General features: G+C 66.4%; 23 protein-coding genes. 12 read left to right on the top strand and 11 right to left on the bottom strand.

The annotated features are described in order from the left end of the window. Positions 1 to 111 precede the first annotated feature (111 nt). Positions 112 to 678 carry a DUF3016 domain-containing protein gene (locus K5L94_RS02245; RefSeq protein WP_274511929.1) on the top strand — a complete coding sequence of 189 codons (567 nt, stop codon included), beginning with the start codon at positions 112 to 114 and terminating at the stop codon, positions 676 to 678. Between the two features lie 133 nt (positions 679 to 811). Here the strand turns inward: K5L94_RS02245 and alr are convergent, their stop codons facing one another. Beyond that, on the bottom strand, positions 812 to 1,882 hold the full coding sequence (gene alr, locus K5L94_RS02240) for an alanine racemase (RefSeq protein WP_274511928.1): 1,071 nt from the start codon (positions 1,880 to 1,882) through the stop codon (positions 812 to 814). Further along, positions 1,861 to 3,165 carry a D-amino acid dehydrogenase gene (locus K5L94_RS02235; RefSeq protein WP_053448667.1) on the bottom strand — a complete coding sequence of 435 codons (1,305 nt, stop codon included), beginning with the start codon at positions 3,163 to 3,165 and terminating at the stop codon, positions 1,861 to 1,863. Before K5L94_RS02235 ends, alr begins: the two co-directional genes overlap by 22 nt. Before the next feature lie 149 nt (positions 3,166 to 3,314). On the opposite strand from K5L94_RS02235, the gene K5L94_RS02230 reads away from it, so the two are divergent. Further along, positions 3,315 to 3,794 (top strand): Lrp/AsnC ligand binding domain-containing protein, encoded by a 480-nt coding sequence (locus K5L94_RS02230; protein WP_004140558.1) that lies wholly within the window; start codon positions 3,315 to 3,317, stop codon positions 3,792 to 3,794. A gap of 55 nt (positions 3,795 to 3,849) precedes the next feature. On the opposite strand, the gene K5L94_RS02225 is transcribed toward K5L94_RS02230, so the two are convergent. Both K5L94_RS02225 and K5L94_RS02220 read right to left on the bottom strand, forming a co-directional pair. After that, positions 3,850 to 4,032, bottom strand: a complete 183-nt coding sequence (locus K5L94_RS02225; protein ID WP_053448666.1) for a hypothetical protein — start codon at positions 4,030 to 4,032, stop codon at positions 3,850 to 3,852. A 106-nt stretch (positions 4,033 to 4,138) separates the two neighbouring features. Further along, positions 4,139 to 4,510 carry a hypothetical protein gene (locus K5L94_RS02220; protein WP_053448665.1) on the bottom strand — a complete coding sequence of 124 codons (372 nt, stop codon included), beginning with the start codon at positions 4,508 to 4,510 and terminating at the stop codon, positions 4,139 to 4,141. 138 nt (positions 4,511 to 4,648) lie between these two features. On the opposite strand from K5L94_RS02220, the gene msrB reads away from it, so the two are divergent. The 7 genes from msrB to K5L94_RS02185 all read left to right on the top strand — a co-directional run bounded on the left by msrB (position 4,649) and on the right by K5L94_RS02185 (position 10,141). Then, positions 4,649 to 5,116: a peptide-methionine (R)-S-oxide reductase MsrB gene (msrB, locus tag K5L94_RS02215; protein WP_004153995.1), complete on the top strand. Its 468-nt coding sequence runs from the start codon at positions 4,649 to 4,651 to the stop codon at positions 5,114 to 5,116. 91 nt (positions 5,117 to 5,207) lie between these two features. Further along, entirely contained in the window at positions 5,208 to 6,062 is an 855-nt protein-coding gene (gene motA / locus K5L94_RS02210; protein ID WP_008264562.1) for a flagellar motor stator protein MotA, read from the top strand. Positions 6,063 to 6,065: 3 nt separating this feature from the next. Then, positions 6,066 to 7,028 carry a flagellar motor protein MotB gene (motB, locus tag K5L94_RS02205; RefSeq protein ID WP_133933691.1) on the top strand — a complete coding sequence of 321 codons (963 nt, stop codon included), beginning with the start codon at positions 6,066 to 6,068 and terminating at the stop codon, positions 7,026 to 7,028. Between the two features lie 148 nt (positions 7,029 to 7,176). After that, positions 7,177 to 7,665, top strand: a complete 489-nt coding sequence (locus K5L94_RS02200) for a hypothetical protein (RefSeq protein WP_274511927.1) — start codon at positions 7,177 to 7,179, stop codon at positions 7,663 to 7,665. A gap of 13 nt (positions 7,666 to 7,678) precedes the next feature. Beyond that, complete coding sequence (locus K5L94_RS02195) at positions 7,679 to 7,954, top strand: DUF4031 domain-containing protein (protein WP_004153991.1); 276 nt, start codon at positions 7,679 to 7,681, stop codon at positions 7,952 to 7,954. Between the two features lie 152 nt (positions 7,955 to 8,106). Beyond that, positions 8,107 to 9,105, top strand: coding sequence for a formylglycine-generating enzyme family protein (locus K5L94_RS02190; RefSeq protein WP_274511926.1), 999 nt, complete (start codon positions 8,107 to 8,109; stop codon positions 9,103 to 9,105). Between the two features lie 64 nt (positions 9,106 to 9,169). Beyond that, entirely contained in the window at positions 9,170 to 10,141 is a 972-nt protein-coding gene (locus K5L94_RS02185; RefSeq protein ID WP_274511925.1) for a formylglycine-generating enzyme family protein, read from the top strand. 58 nt (positions 10,142 to 10,199) lie between these two features. Here K5L94_RS02185 and K5L94_RS02180 read toward each other — a convergent pair whose 3' ends face one another. From K5L94_RS02180 to K5L94_RS02170, 3 genes are all read right to left on the bottom strand, one after another. Beyond that, complete coding sequence (locus tag K5L94_RS02180; protein ID WP_274511924.1) at positions 10,200 to 13,292, bottom strand: DNA repair protein; 3,093 nt, start codon at positions 13,290 to 13,292, stop codon at positions 10,200 to 10,202. 27 nt (positions 13,293 to 13,319) lie between these two features. Beyond that, on the bottom strand, positions 13,320 to 13,565 hold the full coding sequence (locus K5L94_RS02175; protein ID WP_164086214.1) for a hypothetical protein: 246 nt from the start codon (positions 13,563 to 13,565) through the stop codon (positions 13,320 to 13,322). 397 nt (positions 13,566 to 13,962) lie between these two features. Further along, positions 13,963 to 14,505, bottom strand: a complete 543-nt coding sequence (locus tag K5L94_RS02170; RefSeq protein WP_164086213.1) for a DUF6630 family protein — start codon at positions 14,503 to 14,505, stop codon at positions 13,963 to 13,965. A 90-nt stretch (positions 14,506 to 14,595) separates the two neighbouring features. Between K5L94_RS02170 and K5L94_RS02165 the strand changes: the two genes are divergently transcribed. Then, on the top strand, positions 14,596 to 14,844 hold the full coding sequence (locus tag K5L94_RS02165) for a DUF3297 family protein (protein ID WP_012509930.1): 249 nt from the start codon (positions 14,596 to 14,598) through the stop codon (positions 14,842 to 14,844). An 84-nt stretch (positions 14,845 to 14,928) separates the two neighbouring features. Here the strand turns inward: K5L94_RS02165 and K5L94_RS02160 are convergent, their stop codons facing one another. The 3 genes from K5L94_RS02160 to K5L94_RS02150 form a co-directional block, all read right to left on the bottom strand. After that, positions 14,929 to 16,578: a Na+/H+ antiporter gene (locus K5L94_RS02160; RefSeq protein ID WP_008267158.1), complete on the bottom strand. Its 1,650-nt coding sequence runs from the start codon at positions 16,576 to 16,578 to the stop codon at positions 14,929 to 14,931. Positions 16,579 to 16,695: 117 nt separating this feature from the next. Next, positions 16,696 to 17,484, bottom strand: coding sequence for a dioxygenase family protein (locus K5L94_RS02155; RefSeq protein WP_053448661.1), 789 nt, complete (start codon positions 17,482 to 17,484; stop codon positions 16,696 to 16,698). A gap of 31 nt (positions 17,485 to 17,515) precedes the next feature. Further along, positions 17,516 to 17,926, bottom strand: coding sequence for a DoxX family protein (locus K5L94_RS02150; RefSeq protein WP_032128753.1), 411 nt, complete (start codon positions 17,924 to 17,926; stop codon positions 17,516 to 17,518). A 96-nt stretch (positions 17,927 to 18,022) separates the two neighbouring features. Between K5L94_RS02150 and K5L94_RS02145 the strand changes: the two genes are divergently transcribed. Beyond that, complete coding sequence (locus tag K5L94_RS02145; RefSeq protein WP_274511923.1) at positions 18,023 to 18,904, top strand: LysR family transcriptional regulator; 882 nt, start codon at positions 18,023 to 18,025, stop codon at positions 18,902 to 18,904. 171 nt (positions 18,905 to 19,075) lie between these two features. Here K5L94_RS02145 and K5L94_RS02140 read toward each other — a convergent pair whose 3' ends face one another. After that, complete coding sequence (locus tag K5L94_RS02140) at positions 19,076 to 22,138, bottom strand: bifunctional diguanylate cyclase/phosphodiesterase (RefSeq protein WP_164086210.1); 3,063 nt, start codon at positions 22,136 to 22,138, stop codon at positions 19,076 to 19,078. 176 nt (positions 22,139 to 22,314) lie between these two features. On the opposite strand from K5L94_RS02140, the gene K5L94_RS02135 reads away from it, so the two are divergent. After that, a complete protein-coding gene (locus K5L94_RS02135) occupies positions 22,315 to 24,426 on the top strand; it encodes a M13 family metallopeptidase (RefSeq protein WP_053448658.1) in 2,112 nt (703 codons plus the stop codon). Positions 24,427 to 24,439 lie beyond the last annotated feature (13 nt).

Here is a 24,439-nt window from a genome sequence, read left to right as displayed (position 1 = left end):
AACCGCTCTTGCGCATGACGCAATCGGCCGTTGCGGTGGCCCGGAAGCGGGATCACACTCGATCCATAGATGGATAGAACCGTCCCCAACGATGGGGCGCAGGAGACCGTCATGAACCGCACATTGGCCACCGCCCTGCTGCTGGCAGGCGTCCTCATGGCCGGCGCCGCGAACGCCGCGCCGCGTACCGTCACCGATCCGCAGGCCCCACGCGCGCTGCAGGCCGATGGCCCGGTCAGCGTGAAGTGGGACGATCCGGCCGGTTTCACCGAAATCCGCCGCAGCACCAACCGCTTCGAAGCCGAACGTGGCGACTGGGTGCAGCAGCTGGCCCGCTACGTGCAGACCACGGCGGCCAAGCCGCTGCAGTCCGGGCAGACCCTGGACGTGACCCTGGTCGACATCAAGCGTGCTGGCGACTATGAGCCCTGGCACGGCCCGCGCGGCAGCGACATCCGGATCATGCGCGACATCTATCCGCCGCGGATCACGCTGCAGTACACGCTGAAGGACGCCAGCGGCCGCATCGTTGACGAGGGCGAAGCCAAGCTGAGCGACAGCGGCTACCTGCACAACCTGGGGCTGAGGAGCGAAAGCGATCCGCTGCGTTACGAGAAGCGCCTGATCGATGATTGGGTGAAGCGTCAGCTGACCAGCCAGGCGACCGCAGCGCGGTAATTCCGCGCCGCGCTCGGCTCTGGCAGGTGTCGACCTTGGTCGACACGCATTCAAAGCGCCGACCAAGGTCGGCCGCTACCAGAGCCGTGGACGCCATGCATCCAGGTAGTGCCGGCCGCTGGCCGGCATCACCTCACTCCTGATATACGCGCGCCACGCGCTTGACCGCACAGGGCAGCTGATAGGCACTTACGCCACAGCGCGGTGCCAGTTCAGACAACGTCGGCGCAGTACCCCACAGTTCCACGACACTGCCGACGCCGGCCTGCGGATGCGCGGTCAGCTCCACGGTCAACATGTCCATCGACACGCGCCCGATCAGGCCACCGGGCTGGCCGTCGATCAGCACCGGGGTGCCGTTCGGGGCGAACTGCGGATACCCGTCGGCGTAACCCAGCGCGACCACACCCACGCGGGTGCGCGACTTCGCCACGAAGCGGGCGCCATAGCCCACCGGCTCGCCGGCCTCGATCCAGCGCTCGGCGATCACCTTCGACTGCATGGTCATCACCGGGCGCAGCCGCGCAGTGATCTCCGAAGCCTCCGGCAGCGGGTTGGCGCCGTACAGCATCAGGCCCGGGCGCACCCAGTCGCTGCGCACATCCGGCCAGCCGAGCAGCGCCGGCGAATTGCACACGCTGGTCTCGCCTTCCAGGCCGTCGATGGCGCGGGCGAAGGTCGCGGCCTGTTCGTGGGTGCGTTCGCTGTCCAGCTCGTCGGCACGCGCCAGGTGGGTCATCAGCACGATGCGCTCGACCTGCGGCAGTGCCGACAGGCGCGCATGCGCGGCACGGAAGCTGTCCACGTCCAGGCCCAGGCGATGCATGCCGCTGTCCAGCTTCAGCCACACGGTCAGCGGGCGCGGGCTGTCGAAGGCAGCCAGCGCCTCCAGCTGCCACGGTGAGCCCACTGCGAACCAGAAATCGTGTTCGGCCACCAGCCCCATGTCGCTCGGCTCGAAGATGCCTTCCAGCAGCAGGATCGGCGCGCGGATGCCGGCCTGGCGCAGTTCCAGCGCCTCTTCGATGGTGGCCACGCCGAAACCATCGGCCTCGCCTTCCAGCGCCTGTGCACAGCGCACCGCACCGTGGCCGTAGGCATCGGCCTTGATGATCGCCAGGGCCTTGCCACCGCCCAGTTCACGGGCGAGCCGGTAGTTGCTGCGCAGGGCGCCCAGATCGATCAGCGCGCGGGCAGGACGCATGTGCGGTTCTCATGTTGCGGCGCGTGACCGTACTGGCCGTAGCGGAAAATATCCAGGCCCTCGGTGCTGATCTGCGGCTGGCGCGCGCTCATCAGGTCGGCCAGGTAGCGGCCCGAGCCACAGGCCATGGTCCAGCCCAGGGTGCCGTGGCCGGTATTGAGGTACAGGTTGCGGAAAGGTGTGGCGCCGATCACCGGCGTACCGTCCGGCGTGGCCGGGCGCAGGCCGGTCCAGAACTGCGCGCGCGACAGGTCGCCGCCCTTCGGGTACAGGTCGCTGACCACCAGCTCCAGGGTTTCGCGACGGCGCTGCGACAGCGACAGGTCGAAGCCTGCAACCTCGGCCATGCCACCGACACGGATGCGGTCGTCGAAGCGGGTCACCGCCACCTTGTAGCTCTCATCAAGGATGGTCGAGGTGGGCGCCATCGCCGGATCGGTGATCGGCAGGGTCAGCGAGTAGCCCTTCAGCGGGTACACCGGCAGGCGCATGCCCAGCGGTGCCACCAGCGCGGGCGAGTAGCTGCCCAGCGCGACCACGAAGCGGTCGGCGGTTTCCAGCGTGCCGCCGATGCGCACGCCGCTGATGCGGTCGCCATCGAACTCCAGGCCGGTGATGTCCTGGTCGAAACGGAACTCGACGCCGGCATCCACGCACATCTGCGCCAGGCGGCGGGTGAACAGCTGGCAGTCGCCGGTCTGGTCACGCGGCAGGCGCAGCGCGCCGACCAGGCCATCGACATGGGCCAGGGCCGGTTCGGCCTGGATGATGCCGGCGCGGTCCAGCACCTCGTACGGCACGCCGTACTGGGCCAGGATCTCGATGTCCTGCGCCGAGGCATCCAGCTGCTGCTGGGTGCGGAACAGCTGGGTGGTGCCCAGGTCACGGCCCTCGAACTCGATGCCGACCTGCGCGCGCAGCTCGTTCAGGCAGTCGCGGCTGTACTCGGACATGCGCACCATGCGTGCCTTGTTGATCGCATAGCGCTCGTGGGTGCAGTTGCGCAGCATCTGCCACAGCCAGCGGTACTGGGCCAGGTCCATGCCCGGCTTGATCGCCAGCGGCGCGTGCTTCTCGAACAGCCAGCCGATGGCCTTCTTCGGCACGCCCGGCGCTGCCCACGGCGAGGTGTAGCCGAACGACAGCTGCCCGGCATTGGCGAAGCTGGTTTCCAGCGCCGGACCGGGTTGGCGGTCGATGACCGTGACTTCAAACCCGGCCTGTCGCAGGTACCAGGCACTGGTGGTGCCGATCACGCCGCTGCCGAGAACTAGGACTCGCATGGGACTTCTCCAACCCGATCATTCCCTGCACTGGAGCGTGCCGGGACCATAATTGGGGAAGTATAGACAGCCAATACCAGTTGATTTGCCTGATTTGAAATCAACCGGCAGGATGTTCTCCTGCAATTCATTCCCCAAGGTTGACGGCCATGGCCACCCGTACCCGCGAACTGGACAAGATCGACCGCAAGATCCTGCGCATCCTGCAGGCCGAGGGCCGCATTTCCTTCACCGAACTGGGTGAGCGGGTCGGCCTGTCCACCACCCCGTGCACCGAGCGCGTGCGCCGGCTGGAACGCGAAGCGGTGATCACCGGCTACCACGCCCACCTCGACCCGGCGGCGGTGAAGGCCAGCCTGCTGGTGTTCGTGGAGATCAGCCTGGCCTACAAGTCCGGCGACATCTTCGAGGAATTCCGGCGCGCGGCGCTGAAGCTGCCCAACGTGCTGGAGTGCCACCTGGTGTCGGGCGACTTCGACTACCTGCTGAAGGCGCGGATCAGCGAGATGGCCTCCTATCGCAAGCTGCTCGGCAGCACGCTGCTGACCCTGCCGCATGTGCGCGAATCGAAGAGCTACATCGTGATGGAAGAAGTGAAAGAGACGCTGAGCCTGCCGATTCCGGACTGAGGGCTCAACGCAGTTGGGGCCAGAGCCCGCAATGCGGGATCCGACCCCGGGCCCGTCAGCGCTGCTGAGGGTGCTTCTGCGAGCGCTGCTCCTGCTGCTTGCCGCCCTTGTGCGACTGCTGCGGTTCCATCTGCTGTTGTTGCTGCTGCTGTTGCTGCGGGTTGCGGCCCTGCGGTTCCTTGCCGGGATGACGGTTCTGCTGGTTTTTCATGATCGCGATCCAATGGACGAAGGACATGCGACGACGGGATGCCGGCGCACCGCCAAAGTGGTCCCGGAACGGTTAATCGCAGGCGAAAAAGCAGTGATCCGCACGCGGTTGTTTTCGTGCGTTCAGGCCGGCGCTAGCGGATCTGCTGGCCGTCGCCCTGCGGCACGCTGTCGTAATAGCGGCCGGTACGCGAATCGAACACACGGTTGGGACCGGCCGGGCGCACACCGGGGACGATGCGTCCATTGCGGTCGTAGACCTTGTCGGCCGGCTTCGGCGCCGGGGTGGGTGCAATCCGGGCCGGACCGGTGGATTTGATCGGTTGCGCCGGCTGCGGTGACGGCAGCACCTGGGGCTGCGGGCGGGCCGCTTGCGGCGGCGGTGCCACCGGCGCGGGGGCCACGGTGGTGGTGCTGCGGGTGGCGGTCGGATCGGCAGTGGGCACCTGGGCCAGCGCCAGCGCGGGCAGCAGGGCGATCAGCAGCAGGGGAAGGGTCGGTTTCATGGCACGCTCCGGCGTGGATCGCGTTCACCTTGCGCCTGCGCCTGTGTGCCGCCCATGAACGGCCATCACACTTGCAAGGCCTCGCCGCCACCCCCATTTCCGCAGGCATCCCCAGGCCATCACCCACGGAGAGCCGGCATGACTGCCTTCGACCTGACGCCCCCCACCGCCACCCAGACCGAGGCGCTGATTGCCGGCCTCAGCAGCGAGGAGCGCCGCGTGCTACTGCAGCACGGCACCGAAGCGCCGTTCTGCGGGGTCTTCCTCGACAACAAGCGCGAGGGCGTCTACTGCTGCCGGCTGTGCGCGTTGCCGCTGTTCCGCTCCAGCACCAAGTTCGATTCCGGCACCGGCTGGCCCAGCTTCTTCGCCCCGTTCGACCCGGCGCATGTGCGCGAGATCCGCGACACCAGCCACGGCATGGTCCGCACCGAGATCACCTGCGCCCGCTGTGGCAGCCATCTGGGCCATGTGTTCCCGGACGGCCCGCCGCCCACCTACGAGCGCCACTGCCTGAACTCGGTCTCACTTTCGTTCACCGGCAATGGCGAGCCATGGCCTGATCCGCTGCGGCGTGGCGGTGCGGAGGCCGGTGTGGCGGGCTGAAACACCCCGCCGACCGATTTCACAGAATTCCCTCTTCAGAAAACCACGTGAAGGGCCGACAAGGAGATATCCCCGCTCCTTGCGTCGCGCCATGCTCATCATCGTTGGATTCCTGGTCGTCATCATCAGCGTGCTGGGCGGCTACCTCGGCGCACACGGTCGGCTGGGGGCGCTGTGGCAACCCTACGAGCTGGTCATCATTGGCGGTGCCGCACTGGGTGCGTTCCTGGTCGGCACCCCGGCCAAGACGGTCAAGCAGACCCTGCAGGCCATGGTCGGCGTGTTCAAGGGCCCGCGTTACAAGCAGCAGGACTACATCGATGTGCTCAGCCTGCTGTACGAACTGCTCAACAAGGCGCGCCGCGAAGGCTTCATGGCGCTGGAAGACCATGTCGAGCGTCCGGCCGAGAGCGCGCTGTTCGGCAACTACCCCAAGGTGCAGGCCGACCACCACCTGATCGACTTCATCACCGACTGCCTGCGCCTGATGATCGGCAGCAACATCGAGCCGCACGAACTGGAGCCGCTGCTGGAATTGGAGCTGGAAAAGCACCACGCCGAGGCCATGGCGCCGTCGCAGGTGCTGACCAAGGTCGCCGACGGACTGCCCGGTTTCGGCATCGTCGCCGCAGTGCTGGGCATCGTCATCACCATGGGCTCGATCGGTGGTGACATCGTCGAGGTCGGCGGCCACGTGGCCGGCGCGCTGGTCGGCACCTTCCTCGGCATCCTGCTGGGCTACGGCTTCGTCGGCCCGATGGCGGCGGCGATGGAAGCCCGTGCCGAGCAGGACAGCCGCATCTACGAGTCGGTGAAGACCGCCCTGCTGGCCTGCCTGCGCGGCTACAACCCGAAGATCGCGCTGGAATTCGCCCGCAAGACGCTGCCGTCGAATGTGCGCCCGGCCTTCTCCGATTTCGAGCAGCACCTGAAGACGGTCAAGTAAGCCATGGCCGAGACCAAGCCCACCGTCATCGTCCGCCGGGTCAAGAAGGGCGGCCACGCCGCCCACCACGGCGGCTCGTGGAAGGTGGCCTATGCCGACTTCGTGACCGCGATGATGGCCTTCTTCCTGGTGCTGTGGCTGATGGCCAGCACCAGCAAGCCGGAACGGGCCGCCATTTCCGAGTACTTCCGCAACCCCAGCCCGCTCAGCGGCAAGAGCGCCACCCCCGCCCCCGGCATGGCCGGCCCGGGCGGTGCCAGCACCTCGATGATCAAGCTCGGCGGTGCCACCGACGTTTCCCGCGGCAACAGCAACGATCCCTTCCAGAACCAGAAGGAGGCGGTGCCGCAGCCGGTGGACCAGCAGCAGCGCGACAAGCAGCAGCTGGAGCAGCTGATGAAGGAACTGCAGGAAGCGATCAGCAGGAGCCAGGCGCTGGAGCCGTTCAAGGACCAGCTGCTGCTGGACCTGACCCCGGAAGGCCTGCGCATCCAGATCGTGGACAAGCAGAACCGGCCGATGTTCGACCTCGGCAGCGCCACGCTGAAGCCGTACACGCAGCAGATCCTGCACGAGCTGGCCGAATACCTGAACCACGTTCCGAACCGGATCAGCCTGACCGGGCATACCGACATCACCGCCTATTCGGCCGCACGCGGCTACGGCAACTGGGAACTGAGCGCCGATCGCGCCAACGCCGCGCGGCGTGCGCTGATCGATGGTGGCCTGGAGGACAGCAAGATCACCCGCGTGGTTGGCCTGTCCTCGTCGGTGCTGTTCGACAAGGCCGACCCGCAGAACCCGATCAACCGCCGCATCAGCATCGTGGTGATGACCCAGGCCGCCGAAGCCGCCGCGCTGGCCGGGGCCGGCCCGCAGGTGGGGCTGTCGGCGCCCAGCGCCGACCCGGACGTGCAGGCCGCGCAGGGGCCGGCAGAACAATCTGTGCAGGGGCAAGCAGAATAAACTGTGGGTGCGGGCCTTGGTCCGCACATCGGGCACAAAGCGTGCGGACCAAGGTCCGCACCCACCAAGGCCATGGCCATGGCCGGCGAGCGCACCCTGCAGCACCCGCTACAATGGCGGTCTTTCCGTATCCAGGTGACCCCACCTCATGTCCCAGAACTCCAAGGCCAAGCGCGACAAGCGCAAGAAGCAGCAGGGCAAGCGCCCGTTCCTCCGTCTGAACGCCCAGCAGCAGGTGCAGAACCACGCCGTGCTGACCAGCGAAGACGGCCAGGTGGTCGCCGCCATCGGCCTGCAGGGCCGCGAGTGGCTGCTGGCCATCGGCGGCCAGACCATGGGCAACGCCGAGAACCCGGTGCCGATGCTGGCCATGCTCAAGCACCTGGCCAACGTGCAGGAGAAGGAAGGCCGCAAGGTCAGCCTGGAATACTCCGAGCTGCTGCAGAAGCTGCTGGACACCCTGGCCGAAGAGTCCGGCCAGACCGCTGACGAGTACCTGGACAAGCTGGTCGCCGAGTTCGAGGGCGTCGAAGCCGCCGAGGGCGAGGAAGAGGCAGCCGTCGAGGGCGACGTGGCCGAAGAAGCCGCCGCCGAAGCGACCCCGGCCGCTGACAGCGACAGCAAGCCGCAGGCCTGAACCGGCCGCGGCGGTGACGGTCTACGTCGATGACGCGGTGCATCCCTGGCGCGGACAGCGCTGGGCGCACCTGATGGCCGACACCCTGGCCGAGCTGCACGCGATGGCGGCGCAGCTCGGCATTCCGCCGCGGGCCTTCCAGAACAAGGCCAGCGGCGCCCACTACGATGTCACTGCAGAGCTGCGCGCGCAGGCGATCGCGCTCGGTGCCCGGGCCATTTCCCGGCATGCCGACCGAGAGCTGGTCAAGGCGGTGATCGCCAACGCCAGGGCGCAGTACCGGCCATAGGCAGCCGTCATTCGGTAGAGGCCAACCTGGGTTGGCACTCTTGTTTCCCTGCATGCCGACCAAGGCTGGTATCCAACCACAGGCAGACTCTATCGCCACGCGCCTGCGTTGCTACGCTGATTCAGTCCATCCAGAACTGATCGGTGCTTCTCATGCCGCCTCTTCGACCCGTTCTTCTGAAATCCCTTGTGCCAACAGCACTTCTGCTGACTGCGTGCCAAGGCTCGACCGTCAGAACGCCCCAGAAGCACTCTCCTGAGCTCACAGCACGGATCGAAGCGCTGTCGCAAAAGACCAAGAAAGACCTTGTGGAGGTGGAAGGCGGCACCTTCATCATGGGCGATTTCGGCCCCATCGATCCGCGCGCGAAGATGCCTTACAGCGGTGAGCGCGACGATGACGCGCTGCGCGAGGTGACATTGAGCAGCTACGCAATCGGTGCGAAGAAGATCACCTACGCCGACTTCGACGTCTATACCGATGCAACGGGCCAGCCCCGGACCGCGCAGTACCCGATGGATCTGGAGTACCGGAACCTGCCGGACGATCTACCGGTCGGCGTGAGCTGGGAGGCCGCACAGCAGTACTGTGGATGGGTCGGAGAGCTGATTGGGCGAAAGATGGAGCTTCCGACGGAGGCGCAGTGGGAGTACGCGGCACGTACCCGGGGCGAGTTCGTCATCTGGCCCACCGATGATGGCAGCGTCGACGATGGAAGGAACGTTGGGGACTACAGAACCGTCACACGCTACGCGTCGAAGCATGGCTACATGTCTGGACCGACTCCAATCGGTCAGTATCCACCCACTCCGTTGGGCCTGTACGACATGATCGACCATGGATATGAGTGGGTTTTTGATTGGTATCAGGATACATACGATGGTTTGGATGTACGAGATCCTCGCGGACCGGCGCATGGCAAAGAGAAGGTACTGCGCAGCCACGGCAATCGAGGCGGAGATTCGCTTTTCATCGTGTCGATGACGTTCACGCGATTCAAGCGCAATCCGGACCCAGGACCGAACCCACTCCTAGACGACGAGGACAAGCACCTATTCAACCCCAACAGTTCGACCAGATTCCGCTGCGCCGCCACCGCACCTCTGCGTCCTATGGAAAGTGCCGCCTCACGTTCCTTGACCCCGTCATGAGTGCCTCCCCATATCTGGCATTGCTACGCTGATTCAGTCCATCCAGAACTGATCGGTGCTTCTTATGCCGCCTCTTCGACCCGTCCTTCTGAAATCCCTTGTACCAACGGCGCTTCTGCTGACCGCATGCCAAGGCTCGACCGTCAAAACGCCCCAGAAGCACTCTCCTGAGCTCACAGCGCGCATCGAAGCGCTGTCGCAAAAGACCAAAAATGACCTAGTAGAGGTGGAAGGCGGCACCTTCATCATGGGCGATTTCGGCCCCATCGACCCACGCGCGAAGATGCCTTACAGCGGCAGGCGCAACGACGACGTGCTGTGTGAGGTGACATTGAGCAGCTACGCAATCGGTGCGAAGAAGATCACCTACGCCGACTTCGACGTCTACACCGATGCAACGGGACAACCTCGTACCGCACAGTATCCGATGGATCTGGAGTACCGGAACCTACCGGACGATCTACCCGTCGGCGTGAGCTGGGAGGCCGCGCAGCAGTACTGCGGATGGGTGGGAGAACTGATCGGACGCAAGATGGAGCTTCCGACGGAGGCCCAGTGGGAGTACGCAGCACGTAACCGGGGCCAGTTCGTGATCTGGCCCACCGATGATGGCAGCGTCGACAACGGTCGGAATGTTGGGGATTACAAGACGATCACCCGCTACGCGTCGCAGCATGGCTACATGTCTGGACCTACACCATTAGGTCAGTACCCACCTACTCCGCTGGGTCTATACGACATGATCGATCATGGATTTGAATGGGTCTTTGACTGGTACCAGGATCCGTACGCCATGTCTGACACCAATGATCCACGCGGACCGACGAGCGGCGAGGAGAAAGTGCAACGAAGTCACAGTGATCGCGGTGGGGATTCGCTTTTCATCGTGTCGATGACGTTCACGAGATTCAAGCGACACCCTGATCCCGGGCCAAATCCATTGCTATCCGAAGAGGGAAAGCTGAAGTTCAATCCAAACAGCGCAAACAGATTTCGCTGTGCGGCTACTGCCCCTTCCGCCCCAGGTGGTGGGTAGCGTCAGCTGCGACTGACCTTCGCCACTGCTTCGTCTCCTAAGCAGCAACGACAGCGAGCTAGGAGGCGGTTGCTGACGGAATGGGGCGACCGGATGCGGCAACAGACCGCTGTTCATGATCCCGGAGTCTGAGGTAGTCACCATCGATACTCGCGAATGTAGCCGCCTCCCGCCCTTCAAGCGCCAGCAGCGCATCTACATCCATCGTTTGCAACTGGGTCACTTCGTACCCTTTCGGGAAGCGTCCCAACAGCCTCCTGCGATGGGCAATGAACTGCTCAAGGTAGCTGCTTCCCAGCCCCTCTGATGACACATCGCCATCCGCATTGATTGGATCGATAACTTTTGATCTGAGATCATCGGCCAATGAGCGCCCATAGTTCAGGAACTTCATAACATCACCTTCAAGCTTGCCCACCTCTTCACCGCTGGGCTCGCCGTCGGCAGTCATGTGCTGGAACATGGCCTGCCACTCACTAACGAGGCTGATGCCCTTTATCACCCGAATAACAGCCCTCTTGTGATCAGGAAGATAGTGCAATTGCGGGTCAAGCACTCCCTCGAGTTCTGCTGGACTCTTCATATGCGTCATCCAATCGTGGCGGGTGATGGCGTAGAGAAGCATGCCCCTCGTGATTGGCGTCGCATACACGAGCCATGCGCCGGATCCAGCCTGCCCTTCGGTCGGCGCAGAGTTGATGCGCCGCACAAGCCCGGATCGACTCTCGGCAGTTTCAAGCCGCTGAATCACATCTCGCACCATTTCCTGCGCCATTTCGATGTTTGAGTGCAGATACCGACCTACAGACCCGTCACTTGAAATCTGCAGAAGCTCCAGCTTGGCCAGATAGCCTAGTACACCATCCGCAAAGAACATCAACTCCTTAAACCCAGCATGCGCCAACTGGTAATACACCCACTTGGCGAACTCCAGCATCCCCTCCACACCCACCACAAAATCCAGCGCCCCCTTGCATCCAATGCCCAGGCACAACCGCGCACTGACCTTGATCCGGAAACGCCCATCCTCGTAATACACATACATCTGCGCCTTGGCGCCCACGCCTGCAGAACCCGCCGTATCCAAGCTCAGCTTCGCAAGCGTTACCGGTGTTCCCTGCTGGGGCGGCAGCCATTGCAGTTCACCCGCAGGCGTCAAGCCCGCCTCAACACCCACAAACGCCTCGGCATTCACCTGCATGCCATTCAGGCTCTCCGGCGGCTTCTCGCCCACCGCAGCCATCACCACGCGTCTCGACGGCCGGCCGTCCTCGCCCGGCGGATCGCCCATGTCGGCTCGCGGCATGCCGCGCACGATATCGAAGCTGGGCACGAAGCTGTCGTCACGATCGCGCGGCTGCGCCTCGACCTTGGCAGCACCACGATCAATGCTCACGCCGGCAGCGCCCATCAACGCCCGTTTCACTCCGGCAAAGCCGTGCAGCTCCAACGACATCTGGAATACGATCGCGCCCAGGTCGATATCGCCGTAGCGCTGCATCCACCCGGTACGCGAGGGAATCGACCACGTATGCACGGCTTTTGCTTCAAACAGCGCCAGTTTGTAATGTGCACCCGCTTCAACCTTGGCGCTGGCCTTGCGGTGCAGTGGGTCCCACTCGGCCTGGGCACTGGCCCCGGCACCCGCCACAAACCGCAGCCACTGCGCGGAGGTCTCCACCGAGTAGGTTTCCGACGCGCGCACCAGCTCGGAGAACTGGTTCCCACCCAGCTCGATAAGGTCGAACTGGATGTTCGGCGCCTTGACGCTCCGGCCAATCTGGGCCTTGATCGTCATCAGCGACTGCATGAATTTTCGTGAATCAAAGTTCTGGAAGGCCGGCCCCTTCTGCCGGGCCGCGCTGCCCACGGACATCCCGCTGTCGCCCGCCCGTGTCGACATGCCCACATCCACGTGGGTAGGCACACCCATCACCCGGCGGCCTTTGAATTCATCGTATTTGAACCGCGGCAGGTAATTGCGGCGAAGGCCCACCTCCTGCTGTGGCTGGCCGTCGCTTTTGCGGCTGTAGCTTTCAAAGGTGATCACTTCGACCAGGTCTGTCTTTCGGGCGAAGTTCCCGTTGAGCATGGCCGCTGCACGGTCCTCGGCCATGCCCAGGTTCTTCTCGGCCAGGGCCACCGCCTCCAGGCTGCGGCCGGCCAGCGCCTCCTCCAGTTGCCAGCGGGCGCGCGGCACGGCTGAGAGGCTGCCTTCAATGGATCGCGCAACCTCGCGGAACTCCTCCCAGACCTCGGGTGTCAGCAGCAGGAGTTCTTCGTCGGCCACGTTCAGCAGCGCCGGTGCACTGATCTTCCCGGCCAGCTCCAGCGTGGCGCCTTCGCCGGGGCCGCTCACCACCGCATGCATCTTCACCGACACCACCGGCACCAGGCGCGATTGCCCGACCACCCGTGGCTCGGACAGCGCACTGCGCAGTTCGCTGCGGCTGCCCGGCAGGGTGAACACCAGCCGCAGATCCTGTTCGCAGAACAGACGCGGGGTCATCCCCTGCCTATCCGTTACGCCACGGACCGGCCGCCCGTGCACGTCGAGGGCGATCACCTCAGTGCCGTCGCGGTCGCGGCGGTAGCCCACGAAGCCAGCCTCCGGCACCGGTGTTGGCGGGCTCTGCCGCTGCAACTGCAGCTGGTGGAACGGCCGCAACCGCAGCCGCCGCACCTGCAACGCAGGCCGCAGCGACGCGTCGGCCCGTGGATCTTCGCTCCAGGGGCCCAGCTGCGCGGGCTCATGGCAGTCCGGATGCAACAGCGGATCGGTCCACTCGCCGCTGGCAGCTTCGCGCACCTGCAGCTGGTATCGATGCTCACTCTGTGGCAGGCGGGCGCCCTGCCCGGCCCCGGCGGCTGCGTCCGGCACGTTGCGCCGCGGCCAGGGCAGCTTCAGGCCGGCCGGCCCCGGGCCGAGGTTCGGCCAGCCTCTGCGCCAGTTGGGAAGGACCGGTGGTGCCGGGGTCTGCACACGCTCCGGCAGCGTCACCAGATCGGTGTCGCCGAGCGTGTCGGTCGTGCCGGAGGCCACGACGGCGAAGCCATGCAGTACATCGCGGATACGATAGGTGACGTCGGCGCAGGGCACCACGTTGCCATGACCATCATGGCGGAACAGGGTGAACTTTCCAGAACTCATGTACCAGATTCCTTTCTTCTGACCCGCTCAGCTGTTGCCTGCGTCGCGCAGGTAGCCTTCGTGCCGTTCGTCATCCACGAACAGGCCCACCTTCTCCGGGCCATCGGTGACGACCTCCTCGGTGAGTCCGTCGCCGTCGGTGTTTCCACTCAGCCAGCGGCCATCCGGCAATCGCATCGAGTAGGCCGCCCCCACCAGCGGTGCACCGGCGTGATCGCGCACAAGGAAGCGGGCACGGCAGGGTGCGGCGCCCAGCGTGTGCAGCGAATGCATATCTGTGGCGACCCGTGCACCGACTTGGCGCACTTCTTTGCACAGGACCCTAGCAATGGGTTGAATGAGAGAAAATCAGAATGTTACGAATGCGCACAAGAACGGCTAGATAGCGACATTTCATCGCGGATTCGGGGGTCGGATCGCATCACAGAACATTAATCAACAGCCGCCAAGCACGCTGATCGCGACAGAGTGCCGGGATATACAACCTCGACGGCCAGGCAAGACTTGCCAACCACGAACGCTGCGGTAGCGGAGGGTACCGATTGCTGTGCTGGGTGGGGTGACCACTTCCTGTGGTGGGTGCGGACCTTGGTCCGCACATTCAGGCACAGGGCATGCCGACCAAGGTTGGCATCCACCCATAGGCGGGCTCCGCACCCACCTCCCCCGCTCAGAACGGGTCGCTGCCCAGCCGGATTTCTACGTTCAGCAGTGAGCACAGCGCCAGCATCGCGTCATCGTCACGGGTCAGCGCCATCACGCCGCTGAAGCCGTCGCTGCCGGCATCCACGCTCCACAGGGTGTAGTTGTGCTCGCGCAGGCGGTCGAAGGCGGTGGACATCAGCTGCACGCCGTCCAGGCCTTCGGCGAAGTCCTCGTCGTCCAGATCGCCACCCCAGTCCAGCTGCAGGTTGAAGCGCGCCGACAGCTCGTTCACTGCCGACTGCAACGATTCCAGATCGTCCCGCTCGACCTCGAAGCCGGACTGCCAGGCGATGGCGCTGAACAGCGCCGGCAGCCAGTCGCTGTCTGCTTCCAGCGGCTGGCCGTCCTCGGCCAGGTGCTCGCGCCAGCGGTTGAACTGCTGCAGCGCCAGCTCCTCATCGCCCGGGTTGATCAGCACCAGCAGGTTCCAGACCCGCGCCTCGAAGCCCTCCTCGTCGAAGTCGTGGATGTCTTCCTCGAAGTCGAAATAGTCGCTGTTGTCGGGCATGGCGGAACTTCCTCTGGGGCAGGCCGGCATTCTACGGTTTATCCTGTGCCGCTGAAGCCGGCCGTGGTGGCCGTCATTGTGAATGAAGCGATGAGCGATACCCCTCCCGACCACCTGGCGATCAATCCGGCCAGCCCCTTCCATGATGCGCAGGCGCTGGAGCGCGGCGTGGGCGTGCGTTTCAACGACGTCGAGCGCGACAACGTCGAGGAATACTCGGTCAGCGAAGGCTGGATCCGCGTGCAGGCCGGCAAGGCCCGCGACCGCCGCGGCAACCCGATGACCATCAAGGTCAAGGGCAAGGTCGAGGCGTATTTCCTGGAAACGAAGCCGGAGTAACCGGATCTTGTAGAGTCGAGCCATGCTCGACTGCTCTTTGCACCAGAAGAGCAGTCGAGCATGGCTCGACTCTACATTTCAGGGTCATTCACGCTTGCGCGATTCCAGCAGGTCCAGGTTGCGGATCAGGCGCCGCGAGATCTCGTCGGAGATCACCCCGCGCCGGGTCAGCCGGAACAGTTCCTCGCGCTCGGCATTGAGGCCGGCGCTGCGCAGCTGGCGATAGCCCTGTTCCATGCGGCGCACCTTGTCCGGGTCCACGTCGGGGCCGTCACTGTCCTTTTCCAGGTGCCGCTGGTACAGCAGGCTCACCCGTGAAGCGGCATCGTTGTACAGCTGCACGTTCTCGGTGTTCTGGTTCATCACCATCTGCTGGCGCATGCGTTCGACCCCGGCCAGCGCCGCTTTCGACGACAGCCGGCGTGCCAGATCCTCTTCCTTGCGCTCGCCCGAATCGGCCGGCAGCTGCAGGCCCTTCAACAGCTGCGGCAGCGCGATGCTGGCGCCCAGCAGCGAGAACAGGATCACCGACGCGGCCAGGAAGATCACCAGGTCGCGGGCCGGGAACGCGCTGCCATCGGGCAGGAACAGCGGCAGGGTCAGCACACCGGCCAGGGTGATCGCACCGCGCACGCCGGCCACCGAGGTCGCGACCACGATGCGCCAGTTCGGCGCCTCGCCCCGCTCCAGGCCGCGGCGCCGTGCGCGCAGCAGGTTCCAGCGCAGCGACAGCCACACCCACAGCAGGCGCAGCACGACCAGGGCCAGGTTGATCACCACCACGTACACCAGCAGCCACCATGCACTCTGGTGGCCGCTCTCGTTCATGGTGGTGGTGGCGCGCTCGACGATGCCCGGCAGCTGCTCGCCCAGCAGCACGAACATGATGCCGTTGAAGCTGAACTGCAGCATGTTCCAGACCCCGGCACGCTGCACGCGCATGCTGCCGGAGACGCGGCCGGTCAGCTCCACGTAACTCATCGCGATACCGGCGGCAACCGCGGCGAGGATGCCCGACGCATGGATCTCTTCGGCCAGCAGGTAGGCGGCGAAGGGGATCAGCAGGTTGACCAGCATCGCCGCGCCCGGCTCTTCGCCGAAGCGGCGCCACAGCCAGCGCTGGAAGGTCGATACGCCCAGGGTGACCGCCACGCCCACTGCCAGGCCGGCCACCGCCACCCACACGAAGGTCAGCGAGGCGGTGGCCAGCGAGAACGTGCCGGTCATCACCGCCGCCACCGCGAAGCGGAAGCAGACCAGGCCGGACGCATCGTTGAGCAGCGACTCGCCTTCCAGGATGTGCATCAGGCGCTTGGGAATCGGCGCCTTGGAGGCGATCGCACCGACCGCCACCGGATCGGTGGGCGACACGATCGCCGCCAGCGCGAAGCACACCGCCAGCGGCATCACCGGGATCAGCCAGTGGATCAGGAACCCGGCGCCGATGACGGTGAACACCACCAGGCCGAACGCCAGTTCGAGGATCGCGCCCTTGTCGCGGAACAGGCCCTGCTTGGGAATGCGCCAGCCATCGAGGAACAGCAGCGGCGGCAGGAACAGCAGGAAGAACACTTCCGGCTCCAGCGCGTGGCCGCGGTTGAACACCCCGGCGATCACCGCGCCCAGGCCGATCTGCACCAGTGGCAGCGGCAACGAGAACGGCAGGACACGAACCAGGTAGCCGCTGGCAACAACGGCCACCAGCATCGCCAGGACGACTTCGATGGTATGCATGCTTCTTCCAGGAAGCGGCGCGCGGGGAGGCTCGGGAGCCAGCGCCGGAAACCCGGGAAAAACTACCACACGCCGCCGCGGCCGCGACCAACGCGGCCGTCGCGCGTCAGCCCCGGCTCATGCCCCGTCGAAGCGATACAGGTCCATGGCCAGGAATCCGGCATCGATACCAGCATCGATGCGCTGGGCACCGAAGCCGCCCTCGCCCGCCGCGCCCATCGCGAAGAACAGCGGCAACAGGTGCTCGTCGGTCGGGTGCGCGCGTTCGGCGAACGGCGCCTGCCTGCGGTAGTCGAACAGGGCCTGGCGATCATCGGCGGCCAGGCGCTGTTCCACCCACTCGATGAAGGGCCGCACGTACGGCGCTTCCTTGCCGTCCTGGTAGTCGCCCCAGTCGTGCAGGTTGTGGGTAATGCTGCCCGAGCCGACCAGCAGCACGCCCTGCTCGCGCAGCGGCACCAGCGCGCGGCCCAGCGCGAACTGGTGCTCGGGGCCGAGCAGCGGCTGGATCGACACCGGCACCACCGGGATGTCGGCCTGCGGGCGCAGCAAGCGCAGCGGCACCCACGCGCCGTGATCGAGGCCGCGCTGCGGGTCGAGGGCCACCGGCAGGCCGGCGGCGGCGATGCGGTCGGCCACCTCTTCGGCCAGCGCCGGATCACCCGGCGCCGGGTACTGCAGTTCAAACAACGCGCGCGGGAAGCCACCGAAGTCGTGGATCGTAGGCGGCTGCGGATGCGCACCGACCAGCGGCTGCCGGCCCAGCCAGTGCGCCGAGGCCATCACGATGGCGCGCGGCGTCGGCAGGTCCTGCGCCAGCTCGGCCAGGCGCACGCCGACCTGGCCCGGATGCAGGGCAGTCATCGGCGAACCATGCGAGATGTACAACGAAGGCAGGCGGGACATGGAATTCTCCAGTTGCAGGGTCAGGCGGCGATCAGCGCGAACGCAGGGTCCACTTGCCATCGCCGACCAGGAACAGCACCACCAGCGCCAGCGCCCAGAACGCCGGGTATTCCCAGCCGCCGCCGGCATTGGCGAAACCGAAGCCATTGGCGCCGTGCACGGTGACGATGGTGCCCAGCAGCAGCGGCACGCCGACCAGGCCGACCCAGCGCGCGTAGATGCCCAGCAGCAGCGCGGCAGTGATCACCAGTTCGACGCCGATGGTGAGGTAACCGAGCACGCCGGGCAGGCCCAGCGACTCGAAGAACGCCGCCGTACCGGCCGGGGTGAACACCAGCAGCTTGGTCAGCGCATGGACCAGGAACAGCACGCCCAGGGCCAGGCGCAGCAGGGTGGCGCCGTACGGGGCCAGCGGCGAAACAGGAGCGGTCGTGGTGTGCATCGGAAAGCACCTTGAAGGGAGTAGGCACAGGTTATTGCGCCTTCACGGACTGATAAATACGATCGTTTGACCGTATTTATTTCAAAAGGCGCAACAATGGACACCCTTGAGGCGATGCGCGTGTTCGTGGCCGTGGTCGAGCGCAATGGCTTCAGTGCCGCCGCCCAGGCGCTGGGCCTGTCCACGGCCGGGGTCACCCGCCAGGTCGCCGCGCTGGAGAAGCGCCTGTCCACCCGCCTGCTCCACCGCACCACGCGCCGGGTCAGCCCGACCAGCGCCGGCGCGGCCTATTACGCCCAGTGCGTGCGCCTGCTGGCCGAATTCGATGCGCTGGAAGCCAGCATCGGCGCGCAGGCGCTGGAGCCGTCGGGCACGCTGCGCATCAACGCACCGGTCAGCTGGGGCATCGCCCGCCTCGGGCCCTTGCTGGCCAGCTACCGCGAACGCTTCCCGCAGGTGGAGCTGGACCTGGCCCTGTCCGACCGGCTGGTGGACATGGTCGAGGAAGGCTACGACGTGGCCATCCGCATCACCCGCGAGCCTGGCCCGACGCTGATCGCGCGTCGCCTGGGCCAATCGCGGGTGAGCCTGTGTGCCGCACCGTCCTACCTGGCCGCGCGTGGCACGCCGCAGACCCCGCAGGATCTGGCGGCACACGCGTGCCTGAGCTACAGCTACTGGGCCGCTGGCGATCACTGGCCGCTGCAGGGGCCCGGCGGCGAAGCGAAGGTAGCGGTGAGCAGCCTGCTGCACGCCAACAACGGCGATGTGCTGCGCGAAGCGGCGATTGCCGGCATGGGCGTGATCCTGCAGCCGGACTTCCTGCTGGAAGACGCGCTGGCCGATGGCCGCCTGGTGCGCGTGCTGCCGGAGTGGGAGGCCTCGCCGATCGGTATTTTCGCGGTCTACACCAGCCGCAGCCACCTGGCACCGAAGGTACGCAGCTTCATCGACCACCTGGTGGAGGCCGGGGTGTAGCCGAGTCTGGCGTTTGCCGGCCAGCGGCCGGCACTACCGTCATGGTTCGGCCTGGCGTTTGCCGGCCAGCGGCCGGCACTACCATCATGGTTCGGTCTTGCGTTTGCCGGCCAGCGGCCGGCACTACCGGTCGGGTCGTGCCGGCCGCTGGCCGGCAGATGCGAAAGCCGCTCAGGCGGGGACTTCATCCAGCGCGTCGATGATCTGCTCCAGCGGCGCCGGCCGACCCAGCAGGTAGCCCTGCACCTGGTCGCAGCCGTGTGCGGCCAGCCAGTCCAGCTGCCCCGGCGTCTCCACGCCTTCGGCGATGATGGTCAGCCCCATGCTGTGGCCCAGCGACAGCAGCGCGCGGCAGATCGACGCATTGCGCGGGTTGGTTTCCACGTCCGCCACGAAGCTGCGGTCGATCTTCAGGATGTCCAGCGGCAGGTGCTGCAGGTAGGACATGCTGGAGTAACCGGTGCCGAAGTCATCCAGCGACACGCTGATGCCCTGCTCGTGCAGGCGCTGCATGGTCTGCATCGCCTGCGCCGGCTTGCGCATCAGGCTGCTCTCGGTCAGCTCCACGTGCAGCGCGCCGCGGGCCAGCCCGAACTCCTGCTGGGCGCGGGTGAACTCGGCCACCAGGTCACTGTTGAAGAACTGCACGGCCGAGACATTCACCGCGATCGGCAACTCGCCCCAGCCGGCCTCGACCAGCCGGCGCTGCGCCTTCGCCGCCGCGCGGATCACCCAGCGGCCCAGCGCCAGGATCAGCCCGGTCTCCTCGCACAGCTGGATGAACTCGTTGGGCGGGATGAAGCTGCCATCGGCCTGCGGCCAGCGCAGCAGGGCCTCCAGCGCGGCCGGGCTGCCATCGCCGGCATGCCGGATCGGCTGGAAGTACAGCTGGAATTCGTTGTCGATGGCGGCATGGATGCGCCCGGCCAGGCGCAGGCGGTCGGCCAGCCGCGTGGTCACCGCCGCATCGAACCACACCACCACGTTGCCTTCCGCACGCGCTGCATGGGCCGCCTGCGCGGCCATGCCGATCACCTGCTCGGCGGAGTAGCCGTCACCGGGCACATGCACGGCCACGCCGATGCGTGGCTCGAACTGGTGCAGCGAATCCTTGCCCCGCATCGGCGCCGACACGATCTGCAGCAGATCATCCAGCACGCGCTGGGTATCGTGGCCGGTACCGATGGCGAACACGAAGTCCTCCGCTGGCTGGAACGCCAGCGTGCCGCAGCGCGCGCCCAGCCCGCCCAGCCGCGTCGCCATCGACTGCAGCACCGCATCGCCGATCTCGCGGCCCAGCGTATCGGCCACCAGCTGCAGGCCACGCAACTGCACGAAGGCGATGGTGTAGCCCGCGTCCTGCTCGTCCAGCTGTCCGGTCAGCGCGCGTACGTTGAGCAGGCCGGTAGCCGGGTTGTGCCGCGCCTGGTAGGCCAGGTCGCGCTCGTAGGCCAGCCGTTCGCTGACATCCTCGGCCAGCACCAGGCACGCGGGCTGGCCATCGAAGTCCAGCTTGGACAGGTGCGTGCGGACTTCGAACACGCTGCCGTCCTTGCGCCGGTGCAGGCGCACGGTAGCGTCCTGCAGTTCGCCGACACGGGCCTTGGCGATGGCCCCTTTCACCTCGTCCCAACCTTCGCGCGGGCGGATGTCGAGAATGCTCATCGCCAGGAATTCATCGCGGCTGTAGCCGTACTGGCGCACCGCGGCATCGTTGACCTCGATGAAGCGCAGCGTGTCCGGGTCGAACACCCAGAACGGTGCCGGGTTGCGATCGAACAGCAGGCGGAAGCGGCGTTCCACCTCGCTCATCTGCTCGCGTGCCTGGTAGCGTTCGCTCAGGTCGGTCAGCGCACCGATCATGCGCCGCTCGCTGTCGTCCACCTCCACCCGCTGCCCGCGCGCGCCCACCCAGCGCACCTCGCCACCGGGCAGCACCAGGCGGAACACCTGGTCGAGCACCGCGCCACCGGCGAAGGCCTGGTCGAAGGCCTGCTGCAGGCGCGCGGCATCGTCGCGGTGCACGCGCGCAAAGAAATCGGCGACCGGCAAGGCATCGGTCTGCACGCCGAAGATCTCGCGCGCCAGCGGCGACCAGCGCAGCAGTGCGGCATCCTCGTCCACGTACCAGGTGCAGACACGGCCGACCTGGTGCGCCAGGCGCAGTTCGGCATGGCCGGCTTTCAGTTCCTCGGCCATCGACTGCTGGCGGCGGGTGCTGCGGCGCACGGCATACAGCAGCGCCAGCAATACCGCGATGTAGGCCAGCACGATCGCCACCGAGGCCTGCAGGTAGGGCCACCATGGCGCCAGCACGTCCTCGTCGGCCAGCCCGACCTGCACCGCCAGCGGGCTGCGTTCCAGCGTACTGATGGTGATGATGCGCGGCACGCCATCGACCGCGCCCGGCAGGCTGCCCAGCTCGACCACCGCCTGCTTGCCGAGCAGGTCGCGGCGCGGCAGGTCGTAGCGGCGGCCGACCGTGCCATGAGGGTCCGGCACGCGGGCCAGCATGTAGCCATCGGCGTCGCTGATCGAGACCAGTCCATTGGGGCCGACATCGAGGCCACCGACGATGCGCTGCAGTTCGCCACAGCGCAGCCGTGCCAGCAACCAGCGGTCGCCAGCCATCGGCAGCGCCAGCGGTACCACCCAGCCGCCATCGCCGGCCCGCTGCGGCGGGCCGATGTACAGCGCGCTACCCTGGCCACGGCGCTGCGGGTCGGTCCACAGCGGCAGCTGCAGGTCGCCCTGGCCGGCGGTCAGCGCTCGGCCGTAGCTATCGAGCACGACGATGCTGTGCAGTTCGGCATGGCGCCGCAGCACGCCACCGATGGCAGCGTCCAGCAACGCCGGTGCCTGCACCGGCACGCTGCGGAACAGCTCCACGGCATCGGCGGCGATGCCGGACATCGCCCGCTCCAGGTTGCGCAGCTCCAGCGCCAGCAGGCGTTCACTGCCCACCGCCAACGCGCGGCTCTGGCGTTGCGCGGCCTCCAGCCGGCGCTGGTGGTCGTTGACCAGCATGGTGGCCAGGCCCGCCACCAGCAGCACGCCCAGCAGCACGCCGCCCCAGGTAATGGCGCGCAGTGGCCGGGCCAACGCCCGCTTCAGTGCGGGCATCGGTCGATCTTCCTTGTGCAGTCGGCTGGCTTCATGCGCGAACGAATCCTCCACGTCCCCGACCTCAACGGCCGGCGGACGCCATTCTTGACGCCTGACCCAACCCCGCATGGCCACCTCCCCGTGACCACGCAGGGCTCCCGGGACCAGCATGCACCACCCCGATGACGGCGTGAAGATCGCATCGGCGCGTTCAGCCAGATCCTGCACAGGACAGGCGGCACAACGGGACGGCCAGGCGGGCCGGAGCGGATTAGACTTGGGGTTTTCCGCTGCAAGAGAAGTCCATGTCCAAGCTGCGCCGTCCCACCCTGGCACTGGCCATCATCGCCAGCCTGTCCCTGGCCGCCTGCGACCGCCCGGCCGATCCGGCCGCCGGCACCGCTGCGCCGGCCGATGCTGCGCCCGCTGCCGCCAAGCCGATGCTGGGCAGCTTCGGCTTCGACGCCAGCGGCATGGACCGCAGCATTGCCGCCGGCGACGACTTCTTCGGCTTCGCCAACGGCACCTGGGTGAAGAACACCGAGATTCCGGCCGACCGTTCGCGCTTCGGCAGCTTCAACGTCATCGCCGAGAAGACCCTGGCCGACACCCGCGCCATTCTCGAAGGCGCCGCCGGCAACGCCCAGGCCAGCGGCGACGACAAGCTGATCGGCGACTACTACGCCGCCTACATGGACGAAGCCGCCATCGAGCAGCACGGCATCGCGCCGGTGCAGCCGCAGCTGAAGGCCATCGATGCGATCGCCGACAAGGCCGGGCTGGCCCGCGCCCTGGGCGGCGACATGCGCGCCGACGTCGACCTGCTCAACGCCACCAACTTCTATACCGATCGCCTGTTCGGCCTGTGGGTGTCGGTGGACATGCTGCAGCCGGACCGCACCGCCCCTTATCTGGTGCAGGGCGGCCTGGGCATGCCCGACCGTGACTTCTACCTGGGCGGCGGCCGCATGGCCGAACTGCGCAAGCAGTACCAGGCCTACATCGCGCAGATGCTGCAGCTGGCCGGCGCCGCCGACCCGGCCGGCAAGGCGCAGCGCATCCTCGCGCTGGAGACCAGGATCGCGCAGGCGCATGCCACCCAGGAAGAAACCAACGACGTGACCAAGGGCGCCAACCCCTGGACCCAGGCTGACTTCAACGCCAAGGCCCCGGGCATGGACTGGAACGCCTTCCTCGATGCGGCTGCACTCGGCAACCAGCAGGACTTCATCGTGTGGCAGCCCAAGGCCGTCGCCGGCCTGTCGAAGCTGGTCGCCACCGAACCGCTGGACGCCTGGAAGGACTACCTCGCCTTCCACGCGCTTGACCGCGCCGCCGCCTATCTGCCGAAGAAGTTCGCCGACGCCCGTTTCGCTTTCCATGGCACCGCGCTGAGCGGCACGCCGCAGCAGAGCGACCGCTGGAAGCGGGCCGTGGATGACGCCAACCATGCGGTCGGCGAAGCCATCGGCAAGCGTTACGTCGAAAAGCACTTCGACGCCAAAACCAAGGAACGTGCGGACGAGATGGCGAAGAACATCATCGCCGCCTTCGCCAAGCGCATCGACGCGCTGTCGTGGATGTCGCCGCAGACCAAGGCACACGCCAAGGCCAAGGTTGCCGGCCTCACCGTGGGCATGGGCTATCCGGAAAAGTGGCGCGACTACACCGGGCTGGAGATCCGCCGCGATGACGCGCTGGGCAATGCACAGCGCGCCGAGCTGTTCGAGTACCAGCGCAACATCGCCAAGCTGGGCAAGGCGGTCGACCACAGCGAGTGGGCGATGCTGCCGCAGACCATCAACGCGATGAACGTGCCGCTGGAAAACCGCCTGGTGTTCCCGGCCGCCATCCTGCAGCCGCCGTTCTTCGACGGTGCGGCCGACGACGCCGTGAACTACGGCGCGATCGGTGCGGTGATCGGCCACGAGATCAGCCATGGCTTCGACAACGCCGGCGCGCTGTTCGATGAAACCGGCAAGCTGCACAACTGGTGGACCGCCGAAGACCTCAAGCAGTTCAATGCCGCCGGTGACGCGCTGGCCGCGCAGTTCAGCAGCTACGAACCGTTCCCGGGCGTGCACGTGAACGGCAAGCTGACCCTGGGCGAGAACATCGCCGACGTGGCCGGCCTGGGCACTGCCTACGACGCCTACCAGCTGTCACTGCAGGGCAAGCCCGGCCAGACCCTGGAGGGCTTCACTCCGGACCAGCGCTTCTTCCTCGGTTTCGCCCAGGCGTGGCGCAGCAAGAGCCGCGAGCAGGCGCTGCGCAATTCGCTGCTGACCGACGTGCATGCACCGGGCCAGTTCCGCGCACTGACCGTGCGCAACATCGACGCCTGGTACCCGGCGTTCGAAGTGAAGGAAGGCCAGAAGCTGTACCTGGCCCCGGACAAGCGGGTCAAGGTGTGGTGATGTAACCGGAACG

The sequence above is a fragment of the Stenotrophomonas forensis genome, assembly GCF_028752115.1.
GTDB lineage: Bacteria > Pseudomonadota > Gammaproteobacteria > Xanthomonadales > Xanthomonadaceae > Stenotrophomonas > Stenotrophomonas forensis.
This window is presented reverse-complemented; position numbering and strand designations above follow the sequence as displayed.